The following is a 23,721-nucleotide window of genomic DNA, read 5'->3' as shown; positions in this document are numbered from 1 at the left end:
AATATGACCATTAATCAGACCGCTCCCAGATTTAAGTTGTTGCTCTTGTTAATGGTTTTACTCGTGTTTTCTGCCTGTAGAACAAGAAAGAATACCAATGTCAATACTACTGCCTCCAGGGCAGCGGTGGTGATGTCTCATTTGAAAAGTAAACCTTTGCACCGTTTTATCAATGACTGGACGGGAGTGAGGTACCGTTTAGGAGGTATGGATAAACGAGGCATCGATTGCTCTGGCTTCGCTTTTTTGCTACAAAAAAACATCTATGGCAATGAACTTCCAAGACGTTCCAGCGACCAGGCCAGTGTGATCCGTACCAAAAGTGTGGGGCAACTCAAAGAAGGAGATCTGATCTTCTTTTCTTTTGGTGGCAGATCGGTTGATCATGTAGGGGTATACCTGAATGATAACTTCTTTGTTCATGCTTCTACTACCCGTGGGGTGGTGGTGGATGATTTAAGTTTACCAGCCTACCAAAGGGCAATGGTTAAAGCAGGTTCCATCAGAAACTAGGATGCCTCCTCATTTGAAATTAAGTTTTTTCGGTTTGTAAGGTGCTGATGATGTGCTGCTTTAGTAATAAGCAGGAACAAAAGCAGCAAACTCCTGTTGTTCTATTACATCAATTGTAATAATATATGACAGAGAGACACACTTATCAAACCGGAATCATTGGAAATTGCGCTTTCCTAGCTCATGTAAATAAGAACACCAATATCGACTGGCTATGCTGGCCAAGATTTGACAGCAGCTTTGTTTTTGGGGCTTTATTGGATGAGGAAAAAGGGGGTGAATTTTCGATACTCCCGGCTGCTGAGTATTTATCAAAACAGTATTATCTGGAAAATACCAATATCATTTGCACGGAAATCAGCAATTCTGAAGGCTGTTACCGTGTCACGGATTTCGCACCGCGTTTCCAGCAGTTTGAGCGCTATTTTAAGCCGCTGATGCTCATCAGGAAAATAGAACCGATTACCGGAAATCCGCGGATAAAGGTAACCTGTAAGCCTGTATGTGAATATGGGGGTAAAAAACAAAAAGCAAGCAGGGGTAGTAACCATTTGAAATTTACCGGGGATACGGAAGACATGCAGCTGAGTACCAATATCTCTTTGAGTTATATTGAGGATGAGAAGTATTTCGCTTTAAATGAGACAAAATACCTGATTTTGACCTATGGGAATGAATTGGATGCAGCCATCATTAGCACTGCAGAGCGCTTTTTATTAGAGACGAAAAAATATTGGCGTACCTGGATCAAACATTCTACGATTGTCGGTTTTTATCAGTCTTATATTATCCGTTCAGCACTCACTTTAAAAATCCACCAGTACGAAGATACCGGCGCAATTATCGCAGCAAGTACCACCAGTTTGCCGGAATCTCCCGGTAGCGGAAGGAACTGGGATTACCGCTATTGCTGGATGCGGGATACGTACTATGTGATCACTTCTTTAAATCATATCGGGCATTTTGAAGAGATGGAACGTTATTTTAATTACATTACTGATCTTTCTTTTCGAGATGATGAACGTTACCAGCCTTTATTCGGTATTGCCGGAGAAAGGATCCTGACAGAACATATCGTTCCGGATTTAAAAGGTTATTTAGGCAATACGCCTATCAGAATTGGAAATCAGGCTTATGAGCATATTCAAAATGACATCTATGGACAGGTGTTGATTTCCATGTTGCCCTTGTATACAGACCGCCGCTTTATCTATTCCGAAAGGAAGGATTCTGAAATGTGGCTGGATTCTTTGCTGCAAAAGATTGAACATACCATTGATGAAAAGGATGCCGGAATATGGGAGTTCAGAAATCTTCCGAACACACATTGTTACACCAATTTGTTTCAATGGGCAGGAGCAAATGCAGCTTTGAAAATGGCGAAAACCATAGATAATGTCGGTTTTCAGGAACGCGCTCAGGTTTTAATTGATAAGGCCGCGCAGCATATTGAGGATTGTTATGATCCGATTCGTAAAGTTTATACGCATGCTGTGGGGAGTCCTTATCTGGATTCCAGTACGCTACAGCTGATTTTAATGAATTACCTCGATCCTAATTCCCAAAGGGCAAAAGATCATTTGATCGCTCTGGAAGCAGAGCTTAAAGCTGAAAACGGTTTGTTTTACAGGTATGTGCATACGGACGATTTCGGGAAGCCGAAAACGACTTTCCTTATCTGTGCTTTCTGGTATGTGGAAGCCTTGGCTTGTGTAGGAAGGCTGGATGATGCGATCAGAGAATTCGAATCTATCATTAAATATTCCAACCATTTGTTGCTGTTTAGTGAGGATGTAGATGAAGTTGACGGCGGCCAGTGGGGGAATTTTCCCCAGGCCTATAGTCATGTTGGTTTGATGAATGCCGCACACCGGATTGCGGTGAAGCTGGACAGGCCATCATTCTTATAATTTTATCAATAGAAGGGGTCTTTAAATGGACCCCTTCTGTTTTTATTGAACCAGTTCTTTTAGTAAGGTCCTTACCTCTCTAAAATCTTTCAGATAGTATCGCGCTGCGGAAATATTGCTACCCACTTTGATCGTATAAGCTTCCGGTTCTAAAGCTTTAAAAATGTCTTCATCGGTATGGTCGTCTCCAAGCGCAAGGATAAAATCAGGATTTTGTCCGTAAAGCCAGTTTTGTGCTGCTTTTCCTTTGTTAACTTCAATGTTTTTAAACTCTATGACCTTATTTCCTGGCATCATCTGCAATCCTTTGTCGGCAATGACCATACGGAGGTGATTGATGATTTCGTTTGCTCTGAGGGCTCCTAAGCCTTCTTCTACTTTTCGGTAATGCCAAACCAGGGAATAACTTTTCTCTTCCACAAACGAGCCTGGTGTGCGGTCGGTATAGGTATCTAAAACGAGTTTTATTTCCTGTTTCCATTTGTCGGTGAGCAGGGGCAAGGGCTTCCAATCGGTATGTTTGTATTTCTGCCATGCGCCATGCTCTGCGATCATGTCTATGTCCAGGTGCCCAAACCATTGTTCCAGGGTTTGATAATTCCGGCCACTGATGATGATGAGCTGATTTGCCGGATCTTTGATGAGTTCCTTTAATATTTGATAGAGTTCCTCATCAGGTGAAGCCTGGTTGATATCTGCATTAAAGCCAACCAATGTTCCGTCGTAATCGAGGAAAATATACCTGTCTTTTGCATTTTTATAATCAATAGTGATTTGATTTTTAATAGCCGCTACCGCGTGTTTGGTATGCAATGATTCTTGCATGGTTTTGACTTCTTTTAATTTATCCATAAAGTTTTTGACCCAGTGGTGGATGTTAAATTTGCTAACCATTGCCCGCATACTTTTCATTCTGCTTTGTTGTTCTTCGGCGGGCATATTAATGCCCTGGACCATAGCTTGTACCAGATCACCGATGTTATTCGGGTTTACAATCAGGGCATCATTGAGTTCTTTTGATGCGCCTGCCATTTCACTTAATATTAAAACCCCATCTTCATTTAGTCGGGAAGCTACATATTCTTTACTCACCAGATTCATTCCGTCTCGCATTGGCGTAACGAGGCAGATGTCTGCCGCACTGTAAATTGCGGAGAGGAATTCTACGGAAAATGAGCGGTAGAAATAATGTACGGGAACCCAGCTAATGGTTCTGAATTTTGCATTGATATTACCCACGAGCTGGTCTATTTGATCTTTTAGCTCTTTATATTTCGGAACGGTATCTCTCGATGGTACCACAATCATATATAAGGCTAGTTTTCCTATATATTCCGGATGGCTTTGCAGCAAAAGCTCTAAAGCCTGTAGCCTTTGTAAAATCCCTTTGCTATAATCCAGGCGGTCTATGCTGAGAATGGTCTTGACATTTTTCAGGTTGTTTTTTAGGGAAACGGTGAATTTCGCCACCTTCGGATCTCTGGTGAGGCGGTCAAATTTTTCATTGTCTATCCCCATTGGGAATGCTTCGACTACAACTTGCCTGTCTTTGTGATTGAGGATATTGTCTGAAGGATTGCTTGCCGACAAGCGTGACGCTGCACTTATAAAGTGTCTGGCATCATCGAAGGTATGGAAGCCCAAAAGGTCTGCGCCAAGCATTCCTGCGATAATTTCTTCTCTCCAGGGGATGAGTCTGAAGATCTCAAAGGAGGGAAATGGGATGTGTTGGAAGAAGCCAATGGTTACTGATGGTTGCTCTTCCCGGATTAAATTGGGCAATAGCAACAGTTGATAATCGTGTACCCAGATTTTATCGCCACTGGAAAGGTGCTGTGTGACTGCTTGCTTAAATTTTTCATTTACGGTCTGGTAAGCCTCCCAGTAGGAGCGTTCAAAATTGGCATAGGTGACCAGGTAATGAAATACCGGCCATAAAATTTCATTGGAGAATCCTTCGTAATATCCGTTAATTTCTTCGGGGCTAAGGAATACTGGAATGAGGTTTAGTTCTGCCAGTTTTTTAGTCACTTCTTCCTGCCGTTCTTTGGGTATTTCTATGCCCGGCCAGCCAATCCAGATGTTGTTCCCTTCTTTATAGATGGAGCCGAGACCCGTAGCCAGGCCGCCCTCACTTGGACTTAATTTATAGACGCCGTTTTCTTCTGTTATTTTTACCGGTAAGCGGTTGGAGATGATGATGGTTTTACTTTCTCTTATCATTATATTAAATAATAACGAATAGTATTACGCTTTGTTTTGTTTTTTTTAACTATTGAGTATTTAAACAAGGTTTTTAGCCCTAAAAAGCAGGCTGTTTGTCAGCTGTTTTTAAGGGCCTTGAGGAGGACTAAATTTTCGATAATACCACAATCATGACCAGAATTAGTAGGAACAACTTATATTTGTATTGCTAATCCAGCGAAGCCATTATGTCTATACCAAAACAAGAAGATTCCTTCTGGAAAAAATACAAGAAATTTGCAACTACTGAAATCCTGATGTACCTGATTATGATTATAGGTATTGGTTTAGGGTTGATAATCCTCAGTTAATTATAGCTTATAAACCACTCTACTCTGGTCGGCAGCATTGATGTCATTCATAAATGTGCTGAACTCCTGATATTGTGTTGCGGGGTAGTTGCCATCTTTTAAGGTCATTTTTCGGGTGTAAATCAAGTTTTTCCCTTCCAGTTTTATCGTGGCGCTATAACTGCCAAATGCACTGTTGATTTGTTTATTATTGGGCAGTGACTCCAGTTTAAAGCCTTCCGGAAGTTGATAGATCAATACATCTTCATCTGTATACCCCCTGTTCAGGTAAACGTTTAAGGTCCTGTTTTTTACTTCCGGTACAATCCTGGTTTTATTAAAAAGGTTGAGTTCCAGGTAAAAAAGGCTCTGGTTTCTTGCGGCATACTTTTGGATGTCGAATTTAAATGATGCCGTTGTATTTGGTGTTAAACTTTTATCCTGACTCATCTTGAAATCACTGAAATTGATGTTGTCGATATCATAGTTGCTTTTTAGAGCTTTCAGCTGTTCGGTAATAGGCAGTCCGAGGAGCTGATTGTAGTTGTCGTATTGCGAGCCGCTGTACACTGTTTTTAGCTGGCCAGTTATATTCCCTACAGTATCAATATTAAGTGATACATTTCTGATTAACTGGTTCATTGTGGTGGTTAACTTCGGAGTTCGGAGTATCTGACCTCCCTCTGGGGTACAGGCAAAGACTGTCCTGTCGTCTGTGAAATCACCGAGGTAGCCAAAAGGGCTATCTGAACTTGTACATTCCAGCCAAATGGTATCTGTTTTTAGGGGAACAGCCAAAATGATATGGTTGCCTTGTTCCATGCCTGCAAAATCCGGATCGATGTCTTTTTTAACATTACCGGCATTGACCACACAATACAGGGATGGAATGCCTACTGCTTTTAAGAGTGTTTGGGTATAATTGACTAATGCTTTGCAATCTCCATAGGCCATTTGCTGAACTTCGGCGGCAGGCATAGGCTGGAAGCCTCCAATACCTATTTGCACACTGATATATCTGGTCTTTTTCTGTACGTATTCGTATACTTTTTTTGCTTTTTCCTGGTCACCATCTATCCCCGCAACCAATTCTTTTATCTCTTGAATCGCGGATTCCGGCAGCTGTTGTCTGTTTTTAATCAGCTCCTCATAGACCCATTTTCCTAAATCGGCCCAATTTTCATATTGGCCTTTATGTCCGTAATAACTGAACTGTTTGGCTGCAACCTTTATTGATGTTTTGTAATCGTCTGGGTTAGGGGCGAAAGGTTCTTTTTTCATTGCCGGCGTATTGCTCATTTGCCAGGTATAGCTTTTTGTCTTTTCTGCAGTAATTATTTCGGCTTTGCCGGGATAATTGTTTTCCTTAATTCGAATTTCATCCCCGGGTTTGGTGATAAAATTATATTTGCTTTTTTCTATAGACTGATCAGGGTAGGGATTGGCATACCAATCCGGAAGGATGAGGTTTTGTTTATTTTTCAACTCATATTCATAGACTACGGTATAAGGATAAGTTCTTACCAGGGGACTATAATATTTGACGCGGTAATCGATATACAGACTGCCATTACTGACTGCGCTCTCATCATTGAAATCACTTTGTGAGAATTTATAGATCGGGTTGCCAAAGGCGTCAAGAACCTGTCCCTTTATCCGTTGAATGACGGTGCTTTTATCGTAATGTAGGGCCAATTCTGCTCTGGGATCTCCGTTTTTATTCCATACTGTGATTACTTTTTTTACACTGACTAGTACCTGGTCTATATCGCGCATTTCTACGGTAGTTTCCTCATCACGGATTACAGAATTCGCATTGATTTTCAAACTGGCTGGTATTTTGTCAACGGCATAGTTTGGTTGAGCGTAACAGATGGTATTGATCCCTAATGACAATAGGAGCAGAAAGAGCGTCTTCATTTTATTTTGTATTTTTAAGGATAATGTCTGTTTTTTGATTTTGAATAACCTGACTATAAAATTCTTTTAAAGAGAGATATTCTGAGGAGTCATAAATGGGTTTGTTAAATTGCAGCAACTGTGTAAAGGTCAATACATTCTCTGAAAGTGCAGTACTGGTAAGGTATCTGCCTCCGTTATCGGCCAAACCAATGCTCATGTTTTTCGGTTGATCTGTTATCACATAGCCTTCTGGAATATTCAGTAGAATGCTAATTCGGCGTTCTGACTTGCTGCCTAAATCTACCGGGTAGGTTCTTTCATTCAGGTTAAATGGATTCTTGCTAATATGGTCAATGAAGAATGGGCTGAAGAAAATTTTCGACATGTTATCGCCATCATAAGAATTTATAGTGATTTCGTATTTCTCTACCAGTGGAAGTTCCAGACTGTCGAGGTTTTGAATTTCATGTTGGCCAATGCTGATTTTTGGCATTCTCTCGTCCAGTTTTTCTACATAATCTGAGATGGAGCCGGCTTCTTCTATGGCCTTTCTTTTCTTTAATGCCTCGTAACCGGAAGAATAGGTGGTTAGTTCTCCTTTTATCTTTCCGTCTTTCATCAACGTTGCGTTGAAGTTGTAGCGGGTATAATCTTTTTGACCAGAGCTTACATCATACCAGTAGGATGGCTTTTTTAAGTTAATGACTCTTCCTTGTCCATTGATGCAGTGTAAGGGAAGCATTCCAAAAGGTAGGAGTGGAACAGAGGCATCTAATAAGTAACTGGTTTCGCCCAGATTTAGCTTTACCACTACATAGTTGAAATTGCTGATCACTGGAAATAAACGGTTCAGTTCTCCATTGTTTCGGGTAGACAGAATCAAGGCTTCGGCATCAAGACCAGCCGCAGTCAATGCCGAGATTAAGGCCAGATTAATATCTCCGGTGTTACCTGAATGACTTTCCAATGCTTTTTTAACGGCAGTTTCGCTGTATATACCGATGTATCCGTTCGATTTAATGTTTTTCGAGATGTACTGATAGATTGCTTTAGCTTTTGAAAGCGAGTCTGTTGTGTTTTTTAATATCTCCGGCATCAATTCTTTAAAGGCATCTTTCTTTTTCATTTGAGAACCAAAGGAACGATCGGAAGTCAGCTCATTGTCTATATTCTTCCAGCTCTTAGTGACATTGAATTTTACACCAGACATTAAAGTATAATCAGACAATTCAAAAGATACAGCGGATATAAAATTAACCGGAGCGGTCATGTAATCTTCTTCTATAAATGCCGGAATGTTTTTCATGATATAGCTCATTTTCGAGCAATCAATGGGGGTACCACTCAATCGCATACATTCTCTACTAATCTCGGCCTTTGTATCACTGAGTTTTAGTGGGCCTTTTAATACTACATTGTAATTGTACAAGGCAGGAATAAAGGCAACAAATTCACTGTGGAGTTTGGGGATGTCTGATTGAAAGTTCCAGGATTTAAAGTTAAAGATATATGGGATATTGATCTGATAACTGTATTCTATAATGCTGCCATCCTGTAGATTGGGTAACGTAAATTTTGTTTGCGAGGTATATTTACTGTTTTTCTCTTTGAATATTTTCTTCGGATCAAGGGCGCTTTCCTGGAACCTTTTCCCAGTATAATTGATGGTTACGGCTTTAATTTCGGTAATGTAATCTTCTTTACCACCCTCAGTATAAATCCGTTGTGGGATGGTAATGTTACCGTGATTATAGCCGTTTTTATTGAATATTTTGATGCGAACATGGTAGCTATAGGCGATGAACATGCGACCATCACTTTCATCGAGTTGCATTCTGGCGGTTCCAAACTCTTTTAATACAATTGCATTTGCATTGGAGTCTATCACCGTATTTTTAAGGTCAATATCTTCCAGACTAACTGCCGCAAATTGGAAGTCCTGGGCCTGAACTGAAAGGTTTATCAATAGGAGGACTGCGAAGAGTAAAACGTATTTCATAAGAGCAAGTGAATTGAAACGCGAAGTTAAGTTTCTTTAAGAGAAAAAAGAATTTTTCGCGTTAATTATAGTGTAGGTCAATAGAATATTTGTTGGTATGGAATTCATCGTGATGGTATTTAGTGCATTACTAAATAAGTTCAGGTTTAATGAATGATTTTTACGACTTTTGAAGAGCTACCAAAGCGTTAAGAATGGATCCTTTAAGATTCAAACCTTTAAAAATAGCAACATATACGAATGAAATTAAATTTAAACCGCCCTCTTGCTTTTTTTGATCTGGAAACTACAGGTGTTAATGTAGGTGCAGATCGCATTGTTGAAATTGCCATTTTAAAAGCGATGCCCGATGGTACGGAGCAAATCAAAACGATGCGCATTAACCCAGAGATGCCGATTCCTTTAGCTTCTTCCCTGATTCATGGGATTTATGATAAAGATATTGCCAATGAACCTACCTTTAAAGAGGTTGCCGCTGAACTGGCTGAGTTTATTGGAGATGCTGACCTTGCAGGTTACAATTCCAACAGATTTGACATTCCGGTATTGCTGGAGGAGTTTTTAAGAGCAGGAGTAGATTTTGATATGTCTGACAGGAAATTTGTTGACGTTCAGAATGTTTTTCACCAAATGGAACAACGCACATTACGTGCTGCATATAAGTTTTATTGCGATAAAGATATTGTTAATGCGCATTCAGCTGAAGCTGATATTACCGCTACTTACCATGTGTTACTTGCTCAGATTGAGCGTTACAAGGATACTGAGTTTGAAGATAAACAAGGTAATATCTCTAAGCCGGTAAAGAATGATGTAGATGCTTTGCATACATTCACTAATATGAACAAGCCAGTAGATTTTGCTGGTAGAATGGTATTCAATGAGCAAGGACAAGAAACCTTTAATTTTGGTAAGCATAAAGGCAAAACTGTAGAACAGGTTTTTGATACTGAGCCTAGCTATTATGCCTGGATGAGACAAGGAGATTTCCCTTTATATACCAAGAAAAAACTGGAAGAAATCTGGTCAAGATGGAATAAAAAGAAGGATCAGTTGAAACAGGAAAAACAACAGCAAACTGTTGCCAATAAGCCTAAGCCAGTTGCAAATGCTGCTACAAGCAATGTGGTGAAGCCTGCAGCTCCTCAAGAGAAAAAAACAAAACCGGCCGTTGATGTGACCAATGATATGTTGGAACAACTGAAAATGAAATTCGGTAAATAAAGAAAATCAATAATAAGAAAAAGAGGCTGCCCGGAAGTTAAAAGAACTTTAGGCAACCTCTTTTTTGTTAAAAACAACATTTATATGCTGATTAAAAGAATCTCAGTTTTTATCTTTTCTATTGGGTTATCCAGTGTGGGATTTGCTCAACAGATTTTACCGGTTGCTCCGGAAGTACAGGCGGCTTATGCTAAGGGCACGAGAGAGGTATCTGGGAAACCAGGGCCAAAATACTGGCAGAATACGGCCAATTATGATTTGAAGGTGAACTTTAACCCGCAAACCAGAGCGTTGAAAGGGGTAGTGGAAGTGGTTTATTATAACAATAGCCCGGATACACTGAAGAAAATATGGTTTAAATTGTACCCAAACCTGTATAAAAAAGGCGTGGAACGCAATACTAAATTCAATGACCGCGACTTGAATGAAGGCGTAGACATCGCTGCTATAGTGGCTGATGGCCGCGAGATTGCTAAGACTGCCATCAACATTGAAGGTACGAATATGCAGGCTACGATTGCCCCCTTAGCTCCTGGAAAACAGATCAAATTAAAAATCGACTACCAATACGACCTGAATAAAGGTTCTCATATGCGTACCGGACAAGTAGATGAAGGTTCTCATTTTGTCGCTTATTTCTTCCCTCGTATTGCGGTTTATGATGATATTGACGGTTGGAATAAATTCCCTTATAAGGGTGATGTAGAGTTTTACAATGACTTCTGCAATTTCAAAGGAGAAATTACCGTTCCAAAGAATTTTGTAGTATGGGCTACAGGAGATTTAATGAACGCGAAGCAAGTACTTCGTAAAGACATTGCTGCACGCTTAGCGAAGGCAGAGCAGGTAGATGAAGTGATTGATGTGATCAATGATCAGGATTTGGCGAACAAAGCTGTTACTGCAGATCAGGCTTTTAATACCTGGAAGTTTGATGCGAAAAATGTAACGGATTTTGTTTTTGCACTGAGTGACCATTACCTGTGGAAGTCGACCAGCCTGGTGGTAGATCCTAAAACTGGAAGAAGAACTCGTGTAGACGCTGCTTTTAATCCAATTCATAAGGATTATTATGAGGTGATAGATTTTGCCCGTCAGACGGTACATGCGATGAGCTATACTTTTCCAAAATGGCCTTTCCCATATGCACATGAAACGATTTTTGATGGCTTGGACCAAATGGAATATCCAATGATGGTGAACGACAATCCGGTCGAAAAAAGAGAGGATGCGATCACATTAACGATTCATGAAATTTTTCATACGATGTTCCCTTTTTACATGGGTATCAACGAAACTAAGTATGCCTGGATGGACGAAGGTTGGGCAACAATTGGCGAATGGCTGATTGCTCCAATGATCGATACGACTATGGTGGATGAGTATGGAGTTGCACCAACAGCATCCTCTTCGGGTACAAAGGATGACAGCCCAATTGTAACGTTAAGTACTGAGCTTAAAGGTTCAGGAACTTTCACCAATTCTTATCCGAAACCAGGATTAGGGTATTTATTTGTGAAAGATTATTTGGGAGATGAGTTGTTTTTGAAAGCATTACACCATTATATTAAATTGTGGAATGGTAAACATCCTACACCTTATGATTTCTTCAATAGTATGAATGAAGGTTCCGAGAAAAATCTGGATTGGTTCTGGAAGCGTTGGTTCTTTGAAGAAGGGGTGACAGATATGACTATTGTTGGCGCTAATAAAGTAGCAAATGGCTATGAGATTAATGTCAGGAATAAAAGTAATAAACCTTTGCCAGTAGATTTGAAATGTACCTTTGCTGACGGTTCTACAGAAAATATTCACCATAGCATTGGCATCTGGGAAAAAGGAGACACACAGGTAACTGTTAAACTGAATACAGATAAGAAGCTTGTAAAAGTAGAATTAGGAAGTACTCATGTACCAGATAAAGATAAATCTGACAATATGTTGCGCCTTTAATAGCGCTCAATTTTATCAGAATTGCCTACAAAAAAGCACCATTAAAAATGGTGCTTTTTTGTAGGCTTATATTTTAAAAGCCATTCGTATTTTGATCAGGTCTTTTTTATAAAGTCAATATTTCTGGTTAGCCCTTTAAATTTAGTGCGTTTTACTGCTGAGTTTTTAAAGATGGTTTTGAATACATCTTCTGTAATGTCCATCCAATCTTCCTTTTTCATGCTCAAAAGATTCTGATTGGGTTGGAATTGTGGTTCTGTATTTGGAACGGAAAATCTGTTCCAGGGACATACATCCTGACAAATGTCGCAACCAAACATCCAGTTTTCCATTTTATCATTAAATGATTTCGGGATTTCTTCTCTGAGTTCTATGGTCAGGTAGGAAATACATTTTTTTGCATCAATGATGAAAGGGGATAGGATGGCATCAGTAGGGCAGGCATCGATGCATTTGGTACAGGTACCACAATGGTCGGTTTGAAAAGGCTGGTCGTATTCCAGTTCCAGGTCTACAATCAGCTCCGCCAGGAAAAAGAAAGAGCCACTTTTTTTATTGATCAGGTTACTGTTTTTTCCGATCCATCCAATACCAGCACGTTTTGCCCATGCCCGATCTAAAACGGGAGCAGAATCTACGAAGGCACGGCCTGATACTTCACCGATTTGCTCGGAGATAAAGTTAAGCAATTGAAAAAGCTTGTCTTTGATTACCAAATGGTAATCCATACCATAGGCATACTTTGATATTTTTGGTGCCTCCGGGTCCTGCTGTTGCGTTTCCGGGTAGTAGTTTAAGGTAAGGGAGATCACAGATTTAGCGTCATCTACAAGTAGCCTTGGGTCCAGCCTTTTGTCGAAATGATTTTCCATATAATTCATTTCTCCATGGTGTTGGTTTTCCAGCCATTGCTCTAGTCGGGGCGCTTCTTCTTCCAGGAAAGTAGCTTTGGCAATCCCACATTGCATGAAGCCCAATCGGAGGGCCTCTGCCTTAATTAACGCACTATATCTTGCCGGATTATTCAACATCTGGTACAAAGATAAGATTTAGCAAGAAAACCTTTTAAAAGATGTAGTGTTATTAAAGTACACCAAATTAGGAAATCATGGAAACTAATAAGGAACAAGGGGGACAAGAGCCACTAAAACCCCATAAACCAATAGAGACGAATTACGCAAAGCATCAGGATGATCCTGGTCCGTCGCGACAGGCTGTAGATGAATATGACAAAAATGGAGCAGCGGTTGCATTGAAATGGATCATTCCAATATTGATCATCGCTCTGCTGATTTATTGGTTATTTTTCAAATAGCACCAAAGCTTTGAAGGCTAATGGTGCTATGTATTGGGGTTTATTTTAATAAACGAACTTCATAAAGATCTTTACGACGGTCTTTCAGGATTCTTACGGTCCCAAAGTGATGGATTTCATCTAAGAGGTGAAGGTCTACATCTACCACCAGCATCATTTCTGTATTAGGTGTGGTTTCTGCTTTTACCGCATTGGTTGGGAAAGCGAAATCTGAAGGAGTGAAGACTGCGGATTGGGCAAACTGGATATCCATGTTGTTTACTTTAGGTAAATTACCTACACAACCTGCAATTGCCACATAACATTCGTTTTCTATCGCTCTGGCTTGCGCGCATCGTCTTACTCTCGTATAGCCATTCTGAGTGTCAGTAAGGAAAGGGACAAACAGGATTTGCATCCCCTGATCAGCATAAATTCTACTCAGTTCAGGGAATTCCACATCATAACAGATCAGAATTCCTACTTTACCGCAGTCGGTGTCAAAGACCTGGATCTTATCTCCGCCCACCATACCATAATATTTCTGCTCGTTAGGGGTAATGTGGATCTTTCTAAATTCATCCGTTTTACCACTACGGTGACAAAGGTAGGTGACGTTGTATAGCTTATTATCGTCCACTACCGGCATGCTTCCTGATACAATGTTTACGTTATAGGATACAGCATATTCTTGTATTCTGGCTACGATTTCTTCTGTGAATTCTGCCAGTTTACGCATGGCTTCCATTTCTGGAAGGTCGTTGTAGGGTTGTAATAATGGGGTGTTGAAGAATTCTGGAAACATGATAAAGTCCGACTGGTATCCGCTCACTGCATCTACAAAGAACTTTACCTGTTCATAAAACCCTTCAATATCCGGGAACAGACGCATTTGCCACTGCACTAATCCGATTCTAATTGTTTTTGCTGAACGAGCAGAAGCATCTACGCCTCTGTAGTAGATGTTATTCCATTCCAAAAGTGTTGCATAATCTTTAGATTCATGATCTCCAGGAAGGTAGTTTTTCAATACTTTTCTAACGTGAAAATCGTTAGACAGCTGGAAGGTAAGCGTAGGGTCGAAAATCTCTTTCGCCTTTACCTTGTCGATATATTGTCTGGGAGTAAGGGTATCTGCATATTGGTGGTAATTTGGGATTCTCCCACCGGCCACAATACTTTTCAGGTTTAAAGTTTCGCAAAGTTCTTTTCTGGCTTCATATAATCTGCGTCCTAATCTTAGTCCACGGTATTCAGGGTGTACAAATATTTCTATGCCATAGAGTACATCACCTTCTCTATCATGTGTGGAGAAAGAGTAATCTCCTGTGATGTTTTTGTAAGTATGTTTATCACCATATTCGTCGTAATCAACAATGATGGATAAGGAACAAGCCACTACTTTACCATCAACAGAAATACACAGCTGACCTTCAGGGAATAGTTTTAGCAATCTTTCGATGCTGGCCTTGCTCCATATTTGTCCGCCTAATGTATCGTAGGCCTGGCTCATGGATTCCTTTAAATCATTATAATCTGCTAAAGTGAGTTTTCTTAATTCTATGTTCATATACCTAAGTTTAGGTGAATAACACAGAAATGATGCCTAAAGCAGGTAAATGGCTAAAATAGTTGGCCTGTATGCCCCGGGAAGTTCTTTTTCAGGTGTTTATAGGCTGCTTCTGTTACCTCTCGTCCACGGGAAGTACGCATCAGGAAGCCTTCCTGAATTAAGAAGGGTTCATAAACTTCTTCGATTGTGCCTTCATCTTCACCTACTGCAGTAGCAATAGTTTTCAATCCTACCGGGCCGCCTTTAAATTTATCTATGATGGTGACCAGGATTCTATTGTCCATTTCGTCCAGTCCGTGTTCATCTACGTTTAAAGCTTTTAACGCATATCTGGAAATGGCGGTGTCAATCTGGCCATTGCCTTTGATTTGCGCAAAATCTCGTGTACGTCTGAGTAAGGCATTGGCAATACGAGGTGTTCCCCTGCTGCGGCGTGCGATCTCATAAGCACCTTCTTCGGTGATCGGTGTTTTTAGGATGTCTGAGGAGCGTAGTACGATGGTGGTTAGTAGTTTGGCATCGTAATAAGCCAGGCGGGAATTGATCCCGAACCTTGCCCTTAATGGTGCCGTTAGTAAGCCTGAACGGGTAGTTGCACCAACTAAAGTGAATGGATTGAGGCTGATTTGCACAGAGCGTGCATTTGGGCCACTTTCCAACATGATATCGATCTTAAAATCCTCCATAGCAGAGTAGAGGTATTCTTCTACCAATGGGCTTAAGCGGTGGATTTCGTCAATGAACAGGATGTCTCCTTCGTCCAGGCCAGTTAACAAACCGGCAAGGTCGCCGGGCTTGTCCAATACCGGACCTGAGGTAACTTTAATCCCTACGCCCATTTCATTGGCAATGATATAGGAGAGGGTGGTTTTGCCAAGTCCCGGAGGACCATGTAATAATACATGGTCTAAAGGTTCTCCGCGTAACTTTGCAGCCTCTACAAATATCTTTAAGTTCTCCATGATCTTTTCCTGACCTGTAAAGTCTTCAAATGCCTGTGGACGCAATACTTTTTCAATATCGCGTTCAATAGGGGTTAAGCTTTCAGCGTTCGGGTCCAGATTCTCATTCATGGCGTAAAGTTAGTATAAAAGGCTTGAAATTGATATTATTTGCTAAACTTATTAGCTACGACTGCGTCTTTTATGCCGTTTGCATAGTTGTAAAAGCCTTCTCCGGATTTAACTCCTTTGTTTCCGGCAGTTACCATATTAACCAGTAGCGGACATGGTGCATACTTTGGATTTCCAAAACCGTCATGAAGGACGTTTAATATCGCCAGACAAACATCAAGGCCAATAAAATCGGCCAGCTGAAGTGGGCCCATAGGATGTGCCATTCCCAGTTTCATTACGGTATCAATTTCTGCTACACCGGCCACGCTTTCGTAAAGGGTGTAGATCGCTTCATTGATCATCGGCATCAAAATACGGTTTGCTACAAATCCAGGGTAATCGTTTACTTCTACCGGAGTTTTAGCCAGCTTTGTAGAAAGCTCCATCACGATCGTAGTGGTTTCATTGCTGGTTGCATATCCTCTGATCACTTCTACCAGTTTCATCACCGGAACAGGGTTCATGAAGTGCATTCCGATTACTTTATCGCCACGGCTGGTTACTGAAGCTATTTTGGTGATAGAAATAGAAGAGGTATTGCTGGCAAGGATAGCTGCTGGTTTTGCAAAACTATCCAGGTCTTTAAAGATTTTGAGTTTTAAGTCCAGATTTTCTGTAGCAGCTTCTACGATTAAGTCGGCATCGGCTACGCCAGCCTTCATATCAGTGAAATTGCTGATGTTTTTAAGTGTGCTTGCTTTGTCTGCTTCCGTAATGGTGCCTTTCGTTACCTGACGGTCCAGGTTCTTGGCAATAGTTGCGATGGCGCGATCCAAAGCCTCTGTGTTTACATCAATTAAGTTTACCTGATAACCAAATTGCGCAAAAGTATGCGCGATTCCATTGCCCATTGTTCCTGAGCCAATCACTGCGATGTTCTTCATTTATGTTTCTTTAAGGTAATAAGTTATGGCGCTAATCTATTGATAATCCAGGAACCTTCCACTAAGTGGTAGTTTAAACGGTCGTGCAGGCGACTAGGGCGGCCTTGCCAGAACTCAATATGCGTTGGACTTAGTAAATATCCACCCCAATGAATTGGGCGGGGGATTTCCTGACCTTTGTATTCTTCCGTTAGTTGCTTTACTTTTTCTTCCAGCACTTCTCTATTTGGGATCACACTACTTTGGGGAGAAGCTGTTGCACCTATTTGGCTACCTATAGGGCGGGAATGAAAATAAGCTGTAGAATCTTCAGGAGCGATTTTGCTCACGTTGCCGTCTATGCGTACTTGTCTTTCGAGTTCCGGCCAGAAGAATACCAGAGATGCCTGTGGGTTTTCTGCCAGGTCTTTTCCTTTATCACTATTGTAATTGGTAAAGAATACAAATCCATCTTCATCGAAGCCTTTTAACAGGAGGATGCGTGCTGAGGGTTTTCCACTGGCACTGGCTGTAGCCAATGTCATTACATTTGGTTCAAATAATTTTGCGTCTACCGCTTCGGTAAACCACTTTCTGAATTGCAGGATGGGATTGCTTTCCACATCAGTTTCGGCCAGTTCTGCTGAGCGATATTCCTGTCTTAGGTCTTGTAGATTTTGTTTATTCAGCTCCATGCACAAAAATAGGTTTTAGTTTATTTAATATAATCGTTAAATTTCCGAAATGTTAAGTCGATTAGCGCCATCAGCAGGTAAATTATTAATTTCAGAACCATTTTTAATGGATCCTAATTTTAAACGTTCTGTAGTTTTCCTAACGGAACATCAGGAGGAGGGGACAGTTGGGTTTATTTTAAACCATAAAAGCTCGTTGTTATTGAGTGATTTGGTGCCCGATTTTACAGGTGGGGATTTTCCGGTATTTCTGGGAGGACCAGTAGCTGTAGATACGATTCATTTTATTCACCGTTGTTCGAGTTTACTAACGGATGGTGAAGAGATTGCCAAAGGGATTTATTGGGGTGGTAATTTCGAAACGTTGAAGATTCTAGTGAATAACGGGCATATTAAACCAGAGGATATTAAGTTTTTTATTGGATACTCTGGCTGGACGGGAGAACAGTTGGAGGAAGAAATGAAAGAGAATACCTGGATTGTCTCCGATAAGTTTGACGCTGACCTGGTATTCTCTCACAATGAGGAGGAATTATGGAAGGAAGTGATCATTAACCTTGGACCAAAATATGCCCATGTGAGTAATTTCCCTCAGAATCCTAATCTTAATTAATTGAGATCGGATGTGTCAGATCCGATCCTATGATTTTCAATTAGTAATTTTCAAGATCGATTGCGCTTTCTTCAATCTTTTTCTTTAAATCATCTTTGTACTGTTGCATTTTGGCAGATAGGTCTGCATTTGCAGTCGCTAAGATTTGTACGGCTAATAAACCGGCGTTCTTTGCTGCATTTAAAGCTACTGTTGCTACAGGGATGCCATTTGGCATTTGTAGGATAGATAGGATTGAATCCCATCCGTCAATAGAGTTAGATGATTTTACTGGTACGCCGATTACAGGTAGGGTAGTGATTGAAGCCACCATTCCAGGTAAATGTGCTGCACCACCTGCACCAGCGATGATTACTTTTAATCCTCTTGATGCCGCGCCTTTAGCGTATTCGTACATTTTTTCTGGGGTACGGTGAGCTGACACTACGGTCATTTCAAATTGGATACCGAATTCTTTCATGATATCGGCTGCGTCTTTCATGATATGAAGGTCAGACTTGCTGCCCATAATAATACCTACTTGTATGCTCATTAGGAAATAACTTTTAATGTTTCTTTGATGTAATTGGCTTTTTCAATTGCTTTCTCGCGGTTTTGATCTACAATAGTAATGTGTCCCATTTTGCGGAAAGGCTTGGTGTATTTTTTACCGTAAAGGTGTACGTAAACGCCTTCAATGGCCATTACTTTTTCTAATCCTTTATATTTGGCTACGCCATTGTGGTTTTTCTCTCCCAAAAGGTTGATCATTACCGCATTGTTTGTAGCGCGGGTATCTCCCAGAGGAAGATTGAAAATCGCACGTAAATGTTGGTTGAACTGAGATACGTAGTTTCCTTCAATAGTTTGGTGTCCGCTGTTGTGTGGGCGTGGTGCCAATTCATTAACCAGAATTTCTCCTGATCGGGTAATGAACATTTCTACCGCCAATAAACCAGTGATGTTTAAAGAGGTTGCAATGTTTTTTGCAATGACTTCTGCTCTTTCCTGAATAGATTGAGGGTATGTAGAAGGAGAGATCAAGAATTCTACCAGGTTTGCTTCTGCATTGAATTCCATTTCCACCATTGGGAAGGTCTTCATATCGCCGTTGGGATTTCTAGAAACGATGACTGCAATTTCTTTCTCGAAATCAACGAGTTCTTCGATTAAACAAGGCGCATCGAATGCATTATCAATGTCTGCAATGCTGTTTATTTTCATTACCCCTTTACCATCATAACCATCTTTACGTTGTTTAAGGATGTAAGGAAATGGAATATGACTATTTCGCATATCTTCCTTGGTATTCACCAATTGGAAAGGCGCAGTAGGGATATTGTTTTCTTTAAAGAATTGTTTTTGAACACCTTTGTCCTGAATTAGTCGGATCACCCGCGATTGTGGGTATACTAGTTTTCCTTCTTTTTCCAGTTGTTCCAGTGCTTCAATATTTACCTTTTCTATTTCAATAGTAATGATGTCTGCTTTCTTGCCGAAGTTATAAACGGTGTCGAAGTCTGTGATAGAACCACATTCAAAGTAGTTTGCTAGGTGTTTACATGGAGCGTCTGTATCCGGATCTAAAATTAAAGTGGTTAAATTATAATTGATGGCTTCCTGTATCAACATCCTGCCCAATTGACCGCCACCTAATATGCCTAATTTTAAATCACTTATTTGTTTTGCCATATCGATATGAAAAAGTTATGCTTATTTTGCACAAAAATAACAATATAAACGGATTGATGGAGGCAGATGCTATAATTATTGGTGCTGGTGCATGCGGTTTAATGTGTGCAGTGCAAGCGGGCTATTTAGGGAAACGAGTAATATTGTTGGAGAAAAGCGATAAACCAGGTGCTAAGATTTTGATCTCTGGAGGAGGTAGGTGCAACTATACCAATCTGTTTGCCAGTGATGAACAATTTATTTCTAACAACAAACACTTCCTGAAATCTGCTTTTACGCAGTGGACAGTGGAAGATACGATCAGCTTTTTTGAAACTTACGGCATCACTGGAAAAGAAAAAACTTTGGGGCAGCTATTTCCTGATGGTAAGAATGCGAAGGATATTGTGGGAGTTTTTACGGAGATCTGTAATGATTTTGGTCAGCAGATTATTTGTGATGCGCAGGTTACCGATATTGAACAAATGCCCGATGGTTTTTCGGTAAGCTTTGATAAGGGCAATAAATCGAAAACTTTGAAGGCGCCGAAATTGGTGATTGCAACTGGTGGTCTGCCGATTCCAAAAATGGGCGCTACAGATTTTGCACTGCGTTTTGCCAGAAAACATGGTTTGAATATTATAGAAACTGCTCCTGCATTGGTGCCACTTACGATCACCGGAAAAGATGAAGACTGGTATGCGGCTTTGTCGGGGAATTCAGTATTCTGCGAAGTGAGTAATGATAAGATCTCTTTTGAGGAGAACATTTTGTTTACGCATTGGGGATTAAGTGGTCCTGCAATTTTACAGATTTCTTCGTATTGGCGAAGAGGGGAGTCGATCAATATTGATTTGTTGCCTAGACAATCGGTTGTAGATCTGATAGAAGAAGAACGCCGAAATAATGGGAAATTGCTGCTTTCTACCTTGCTCAATCGCTATTATCCGAAGAAATTTACAGATGCGCTAGGGAAGTTCCTTCCTTTAGAAAAGCAAGTTGCAGCCCTGACTAAAACGGAATTGGAAACGATTCAGCAGACGATTCATTTTTTTAAGGTGAAACCTGCCGGAGATAAGGGGTATGATAAGGCGGAGGTGATGAGGGGCGGTATTGATACTAATGAGTTGTCGTCGAAAACATTGGAATGTAAAAGCATTCCAGGATTGTATTTTGGAGGGGAATGTGTAGATGTAACCGGCTGGCTTGGTGGATATAATTTCCAATGGGCCTGGGCTAATGGTTATGTGATTGCACAGAATATTTAAGCTTTCCTGAATAGGCGCCTGGCTTTTGACCAATTGGTCGTAAATAATACAAATAGTAATTCCAGAATAACTTCCATTTTAGGCGATTTAGAATACTAATATATTGATAAAAAGTTGTATATCAGAATGATGATGGGCAGCTTTTTGTTTTAAAATTTCATTCCCATCAGTTCTCTTAACTTAAATACGTTGCCGATGGCCGTTGCTGCGCCGTAATCTAATATCGCGCGGTATTTATTGTGGTATTTCTTATAAACGTAAACATCCCTTCTCCAGGCTCTATAATTGGAGCTGTTCACCTGATCGATGATGGTAGAGATGTTTTGACCATGGGCTTGGGTGGTGTGCCAGATCCCACTAGGGATATAAAGTACTTCTCCAGCTTTTAAAGTAATTGTGGTAGGTGTAGCCTCTCTGAACCTTGGGTACTTTTCGTAATCCGGGTTAGAAATATCTATCGGAGATCTGGATTCCAACAATCCACCCTTTCCAGGATACATTAATTCTTCCTGATCTCTTGGGAAAATGATGACATCTTTTTCACCATAAAGCTGGATCAACCAGGCATGAACATCATAAGCGTCTTTATGTACCGAATAGCAATTACCTGCACCGCCAATATGTAGGTCCATTCCGTTTCCCAATTTGTTTTTCAGGATGCTGTGGTTTAGCCAATTTGGCTTTACCATATTCATATCCATAGGATCCATGTATTCCAGAATTTCCGGTAGCTGAGTCAGAATGTTGAATTTTACTGGGTAAGGGGCAGGATTTTCTTTTGTACTGTTGGCAGTTAGATCTAATAATTCTGACACCGTATATTGCTTGTTGGAGAACCATGTGGTTCTTTCTCCAAAATTTTCCCGGAAAAAGTCAGGTGTAAAGATTAGGTTGGATTTCCAGGCCTTGGTTGCATTTTCAAGGATGACCGGAATACCCGGATTTTGATATTTCTCTATGAATTCCTTATAAGAGAGGTCTTTTCTTTTATCAATTGTTGTCATGCTTTCTCTATGATAAGCTATTGTGAACGTTTGTTCTAAATGCCAGGTTTAAAAGGTAATAGAACAATAGTTTTAATCCCTATATGAAGTTAAGTATTTTTCTGAGTTAAATTGCTGAAAAATAAAAATACAGGTAGGGTGGCTTTTTGAAACAAATTTCTATATTTGCGGCCCGTTAAAGGATGAAAATGCCCGGATGGCGGAATTGGTAGACGCGCTGGTCTCAAACACCTGTGGGAAACCGTGCCGGTTCGACTCCGGCTCCGGGTACAGAAATCTTTCCCATATGGGAAAGATTATTAAAAAATATATTTATTGGAGCCTTTAGATGATATCTAAAGGCTTTTTTAGTTTTTGATATTTATAAGATTGACAATTACCTTCACCATCATCTCTTTCTCATCCGATTTGCTTTCAGCTATCATTAGCGTTAGCGCAACCAATGCATTGTCTGCAATACGTTTCGATCCATCTGGTTTATAAAGAATGTTATTCTTGTCGAGAAACCAAACAAATAGGTAAGCAGCAATCCGTTTATTGCCATCAGAAAAGGAATGGTTTTTTACCACAAAGTATAAAAGACTAGCAGCTTTTTCCTCTACGCTCGGATATAAATCAATACCATCAAATGTTTGATATATTGTAGCAATGGAACTTTTGAAAGATTGATCTTTTTCGTTTCCAAATAACGAACTCCCACCGAATTTCTCTTTGAGATCATGAATGGCTTGTTTCGCTTCGTCATAATTTATAGCAAATAATTCTTGGGCAGTTGTTCCTTCAATTGTTAATAGCTGATGATCATATTTGTCAAGGATATCAAGTGCGTATGCATAATCGGTTACTACTCTTAGTAGCCCGGTAGCTTCGTCTGTATTTAATGACTTATTTTCAAGTACATTACTTAAAAGATTTACTGTATTCTTTAAAGAGGTTAATTGGTCATTTTGTTCTTGTAATCGTGATTCATTTAAAGAATAACCTTTTACCAGATATTTTTTTAGAATTTGATTTGCCCAGATGCGGAATTGAATCCCTCTATTTGATTTCACTCTATATCCTACAGAAATAATCATATCTAGATTGTAATAATCAATATTTCTTTCGATTTTCCTATTCCCTTCAGTTTGAACTGTCGCAAAATTTGCGACAGTTGAAAGTCCGTTCAATTCTTCTTTTAGAGCATTATTGATATGCTTGCCTATCGTTTTCACATCACGATCAAATAATTCAGCCATCTGTTGACGGTTAATCCAAACATTTTCATCATCTAATTTAACATCCAGTTGGGTATTTCCGTCTGGTGTTTGATACATTAGTATTTCTCCTTTATGCATTTAATGACTGTTTTATTATTCAATTTTAAATTGTCTGCTATTTTGCTGTGTTTAGCTTTATATACGAACCTATGTATAATGGGCCATTAAAACACAGGTTTAAGGTTAAAAATAATTTTGCGGCTAGATTCTTAAAGTTAGCTCAATCTTCATGCGCACGAGTCTGCTTTTCAAGCCAAAACCATAATTGTATTAATAACCAATTTTTTGGTTCAAAATTAGTCCAGTGCAGGTTCATTTTATAAAATGCTTTCTTTTTAAATCCTCAATTATA

General features: G+C 40.0%; 19 protein-coding genes and 1 tRNA gene. 8 read left to right on the top strand and 12 right to left on the bottom strand.

The genetic code is table 11. The annotated features are described in order from the left end of the window. Positions 1-3: 3 nt before the first annotated feature. On the top strand, positions 4-513 hold the full coding sequence (locus R2S10_RS06805; RefSeq protein ID WP_316839692.1) for a C40 family peptidase: 510 nt from the start codon (positions 4-6) through the stop codon (positions 511-513). Positions 514-638: 125 nt separating this feature from the next. After that, positions 639-2,423 (top strand): glycoside hydrolase family 15 protein, encoded by a 1,785-nt coding sequence (locus tag R2S10_RS06800; protein ID WP_316839691.1) that lies wholly within the window; start codon positions 639-641, stop codon positions 2,421-2,423. 42 nt (positions 2,424-2,465) lie between these two features. Here R2S10_RS06800 and R2S10_RS06795 read toward each other — a convergent pair whose 3' ends face one another. The 3 genes from R2S10_RS06795 to R2S10_RS06785 form a co-directional block, all read right to left on the bottom strand. Next, positions 2,466-4,646 (bottom strand): bifunctional alpha,alpha-trehalose-phosphate synthase (UDP-forming)/trehalose-phosphatase, encoded by a 2,181-nt coding sequence (locus R2S10_RS06795; protein WP_316839690.1) that lies wholly within the window; start codon positions 4,644-4,646, stop codon positions 2,466-2,468. A 332-nt stretch (positions 4,647-4,978) separates the two neighbouring features. Next, positions 4,979-6,877 (bottom strand): DUF3857 domain-containing protein, encoded by a 1,899-nt coding sequence (locus R2S10_RS06790; protein ID WP_316839689.1) that lies wholly within the window; start codon positions 6,875-6,877, stop codon positions 4,979-4,981. A 1-nt stretch (position 6,878) separates the two neighbouring features. After that, on the bottom strand, positions 6,879-8,858 hold the full coding sequence (locus R2S10_RS06785) for a DUF3857 domain-containing protein (protein ID WP_316839688.1): 1,980 nt from the start codon (positions 8,856-8,858) through the stop codon (positions 6,879-6,881). A gap of 240 nt (positions 8,859-9,098) precedes the next feature. Between R2S10_RS06785 and R2S10_RS06780 the strand changes: the two genes are divergently transcribed. Beyond that, a complete protein-coding gene (locus R2S10_RS06780) occupies positions 9,099-10,082 on the top strand; it encodes an exonuclease domain-containing protein (protein WP_316839687.1) in 984 nt (327 codons plus the stop codon). Positions 10,083-10,166: 84 nt separating this feature from the next. Next, positions 10,167-12,035 carry a M1 family metallopeptidase gene (locus tag R2S10_RS06775; RefSeq protein WP_316839686.1) on the top strand — a complete coding sequence of 623 codons (1,869 nt, stop codon included), beginning with the start codon at positions 10,167-10,169 and terminating at the stop codon, positions 12,033-12,035. A gap of 95 nt (positions 12,036-12,130) precedes the next feature. On the opposite strand, the gene queG is transcribed toward R2S10_RS06775, so the two are convergent. Beyond that, positions 12,131-13,066 (bottom strand): tRNA epoxyqueuosine(34) reductase QueG, encoded by a 936-nt coding sequence (gene queG / locus R2S10_RS06770; protein WP_316839685.1) that lies wholly within the window; start codon positions 13,064-13,066, stop codon positions 12,131-12,133. A 77-nt stretch (positions 13,067-13,143) separates the two neighbouring features. On the opposite strand from queG, the gene R2S10_RS06765 reads away from it, so the two are divergent. Continuing rightward, positions 13,144-13,350 carry a hypothetical protein gene (locus tag R2S10_RS06765; protein ID WP_316839684.1) on the top strand — a complete coding sequence of 69 codons (207 nt, stop codon included), beginning with the start codon at positions 13,144-13,146 and terminating at the stop codon, positions 13,348-13,350. A 40-nt stretch (positions 13,351-13,390) separates the two neighbouring features. Here the strand turns inward: R2S10_RS06765 and R2S10_RS06760 are convergent, their stop codons facing one another. From R2S10_RS06760 to pdxH, 4 genes are read right to left on the bottom strand one after another with little or no spacing between them, the layout of a single operon-like run. Then, a complete protein-coding gene (locus R2S10_RS06760; protein ID WP_316839683.1) occupies positions 13,391-14,899 on the bottom strand; it encodes a bifunctional GNAT family N-acetyltransferase/carbon-nitrogen hydrolase family protein in 1,509 nt (502 codons plus the stop codon). 53 nt (positions 14,900-14,952) lie between these two features. Continuing rightward, positions 14,953-15,975, bottom strand: coding sequence for a Holliday junction branch migration DNA helicase RuvB (ruvB, locus tag R2S10_RS06755; protein ID WP_222537922.1), 1,023 nt, complete (start codon positions 15,973-15,975; stop codon positions 14,953-14,955). Positions 15,976-16,010: 35 nt separating this feature from the next. Next, on the bottom strand, positions 16,011-16,901 hold the full coding sequence (locus tag R2S10_RS06750; RefSeq protein WP_316839682.1) for a 3-hydroxybutyryl-CoA dehydrogenase: 891 nt from the start codon (positions 16,899-16,901) through the stop codon (positions 16,011-16,013). Positions 16,902-16,924: 23 nt separating this feature from the next. After that, entirely contained in the window at positions 16,925-17,575 is a 651-nt protein-coding gene (gene pdxH, locus R2S10_RS06745) for a pyridoxamine 5'-phosphate oxidase (protein ID WP_316839681.1), read from the bottom strand. A gap of 49 nt (positions 17,576-17,624) precedes the next feature. Here pdxH and R2S10_RS06740 point away from each other — a divergent pair, with 49 nt between their 5' ends. Beyond that, positions 17,625-18,188, top strand: a complete 564-nt coding sequence (locus R2S10_RS06740; protein ID WP_316839680.1) for a YqgE/AlgH family protein — start codon at positions 17,625-17,627, stop codon at positions 18,186-18,188. Positions 18,189-18,228: 40 nt separating this feature from the next. On the opposite strand, the gene purE is transcribed toward R2S10_RS06740, so the two are convergent. Then, positions 18,229-18,720, bottom strand: a complete 492-nt coding sequence (purE, locus tag R2S10_RS06735) for a 5-(carboxyamino)imidazole ribonucleotide mutase (RefSeq protein WP_316839679.1) — start codon at positions 18,718-18,720, stop codon at positions 18,229-18,231. Continuing rightward, positions 18,720-19,859 carry a 5-(carboxyamino)imidazole ribonucleotide synthase gene (locus R2S10_RS06730; RefSeq protein WP_316839678.1) on the bottom strand — a complete coding sequence of 380 codons (1,140 nt, stop codon included), beginning with the start codon at positions 19,857-19,859 and terminating at the stop codon, positions 18,720-18,722. The genes purE and R2S10_RS06730 overlap by 1 nt, the downstream gene beginning before the upstream one ends. A 17-nt stretch (positions 19,860-19,876) precedes the next feature. Here R2S10_RS06730 and R2S10_RS06725 point away from each other — a divergent pair, with 17 nt between their 5' ends. Next, entirely contained in the window at positions 19,877-21,106 is a 1,230-nt protein-coding gene (locus R2S10_RS06725) for an NAD(P)/FAD-dependent oxidoreductase (protein ID WP_316839677.1), read from the top strand. Between the two features lie 149 nt (positions 21,107-21,255). Here R2S10_RS06725 and R2S10_RS06720 read toward each other — a convergent pair whose 3' ends face one another. Further along, complete coding sequence (locus R2S10_RS06720) at positions 21,256-22,110, bottom strand: cupin-like domain-containing protein (RefSeq protein ID WP_316839676.1); 855 nt, start codon at positions 22,108-22,110, stop codon at positions 21,256-21,258. A 190-nt stretch (positions 22,111-22,300) separates the two neighbouring features. On the opposite strand from R2S10_RS06720, the gene R2S10_RS06715 reads away from it, so the two are divergent. Next, a tRNA-Leu gene (locus tag R2S10_RS06715) sits at positions 22,301-22,380 on the top strand. A gap of 77 nt (positions 22,381-22,457) precedes the next feature. Here R2S10_RS06715 and rhuM read toward each other — a convergent pair. Then, a complete protein-coding gene (gene rhuM, locus R2S10_RS06710; protein ID WP_316839675.1) occupies positions 22,458-23,447 on the bottom strand; it encodes a RhuM family protein in 990 nt (329 codons plus the stop codon). Positions 23,448-23,721 lie beyond the last annotated feature (274 nt).

It is taken from the genome of Pedobacter gandavensis, assembly GCF_032678745.1.
In the GTDB taxonomy this organism is placed as follows: domain Bacteria; phylum Bacteroidota; class Bacteroidia; order Sphingobacteriales; family Sphingobacteriaceae; genus Pedobacter; species Pedobacter gandavensis_C.
The sequence above is the reverse complement of the archived record's forward strand: the minus strand, read 5'-3'. Positions and strand labels throughout refer to the sequence as shown.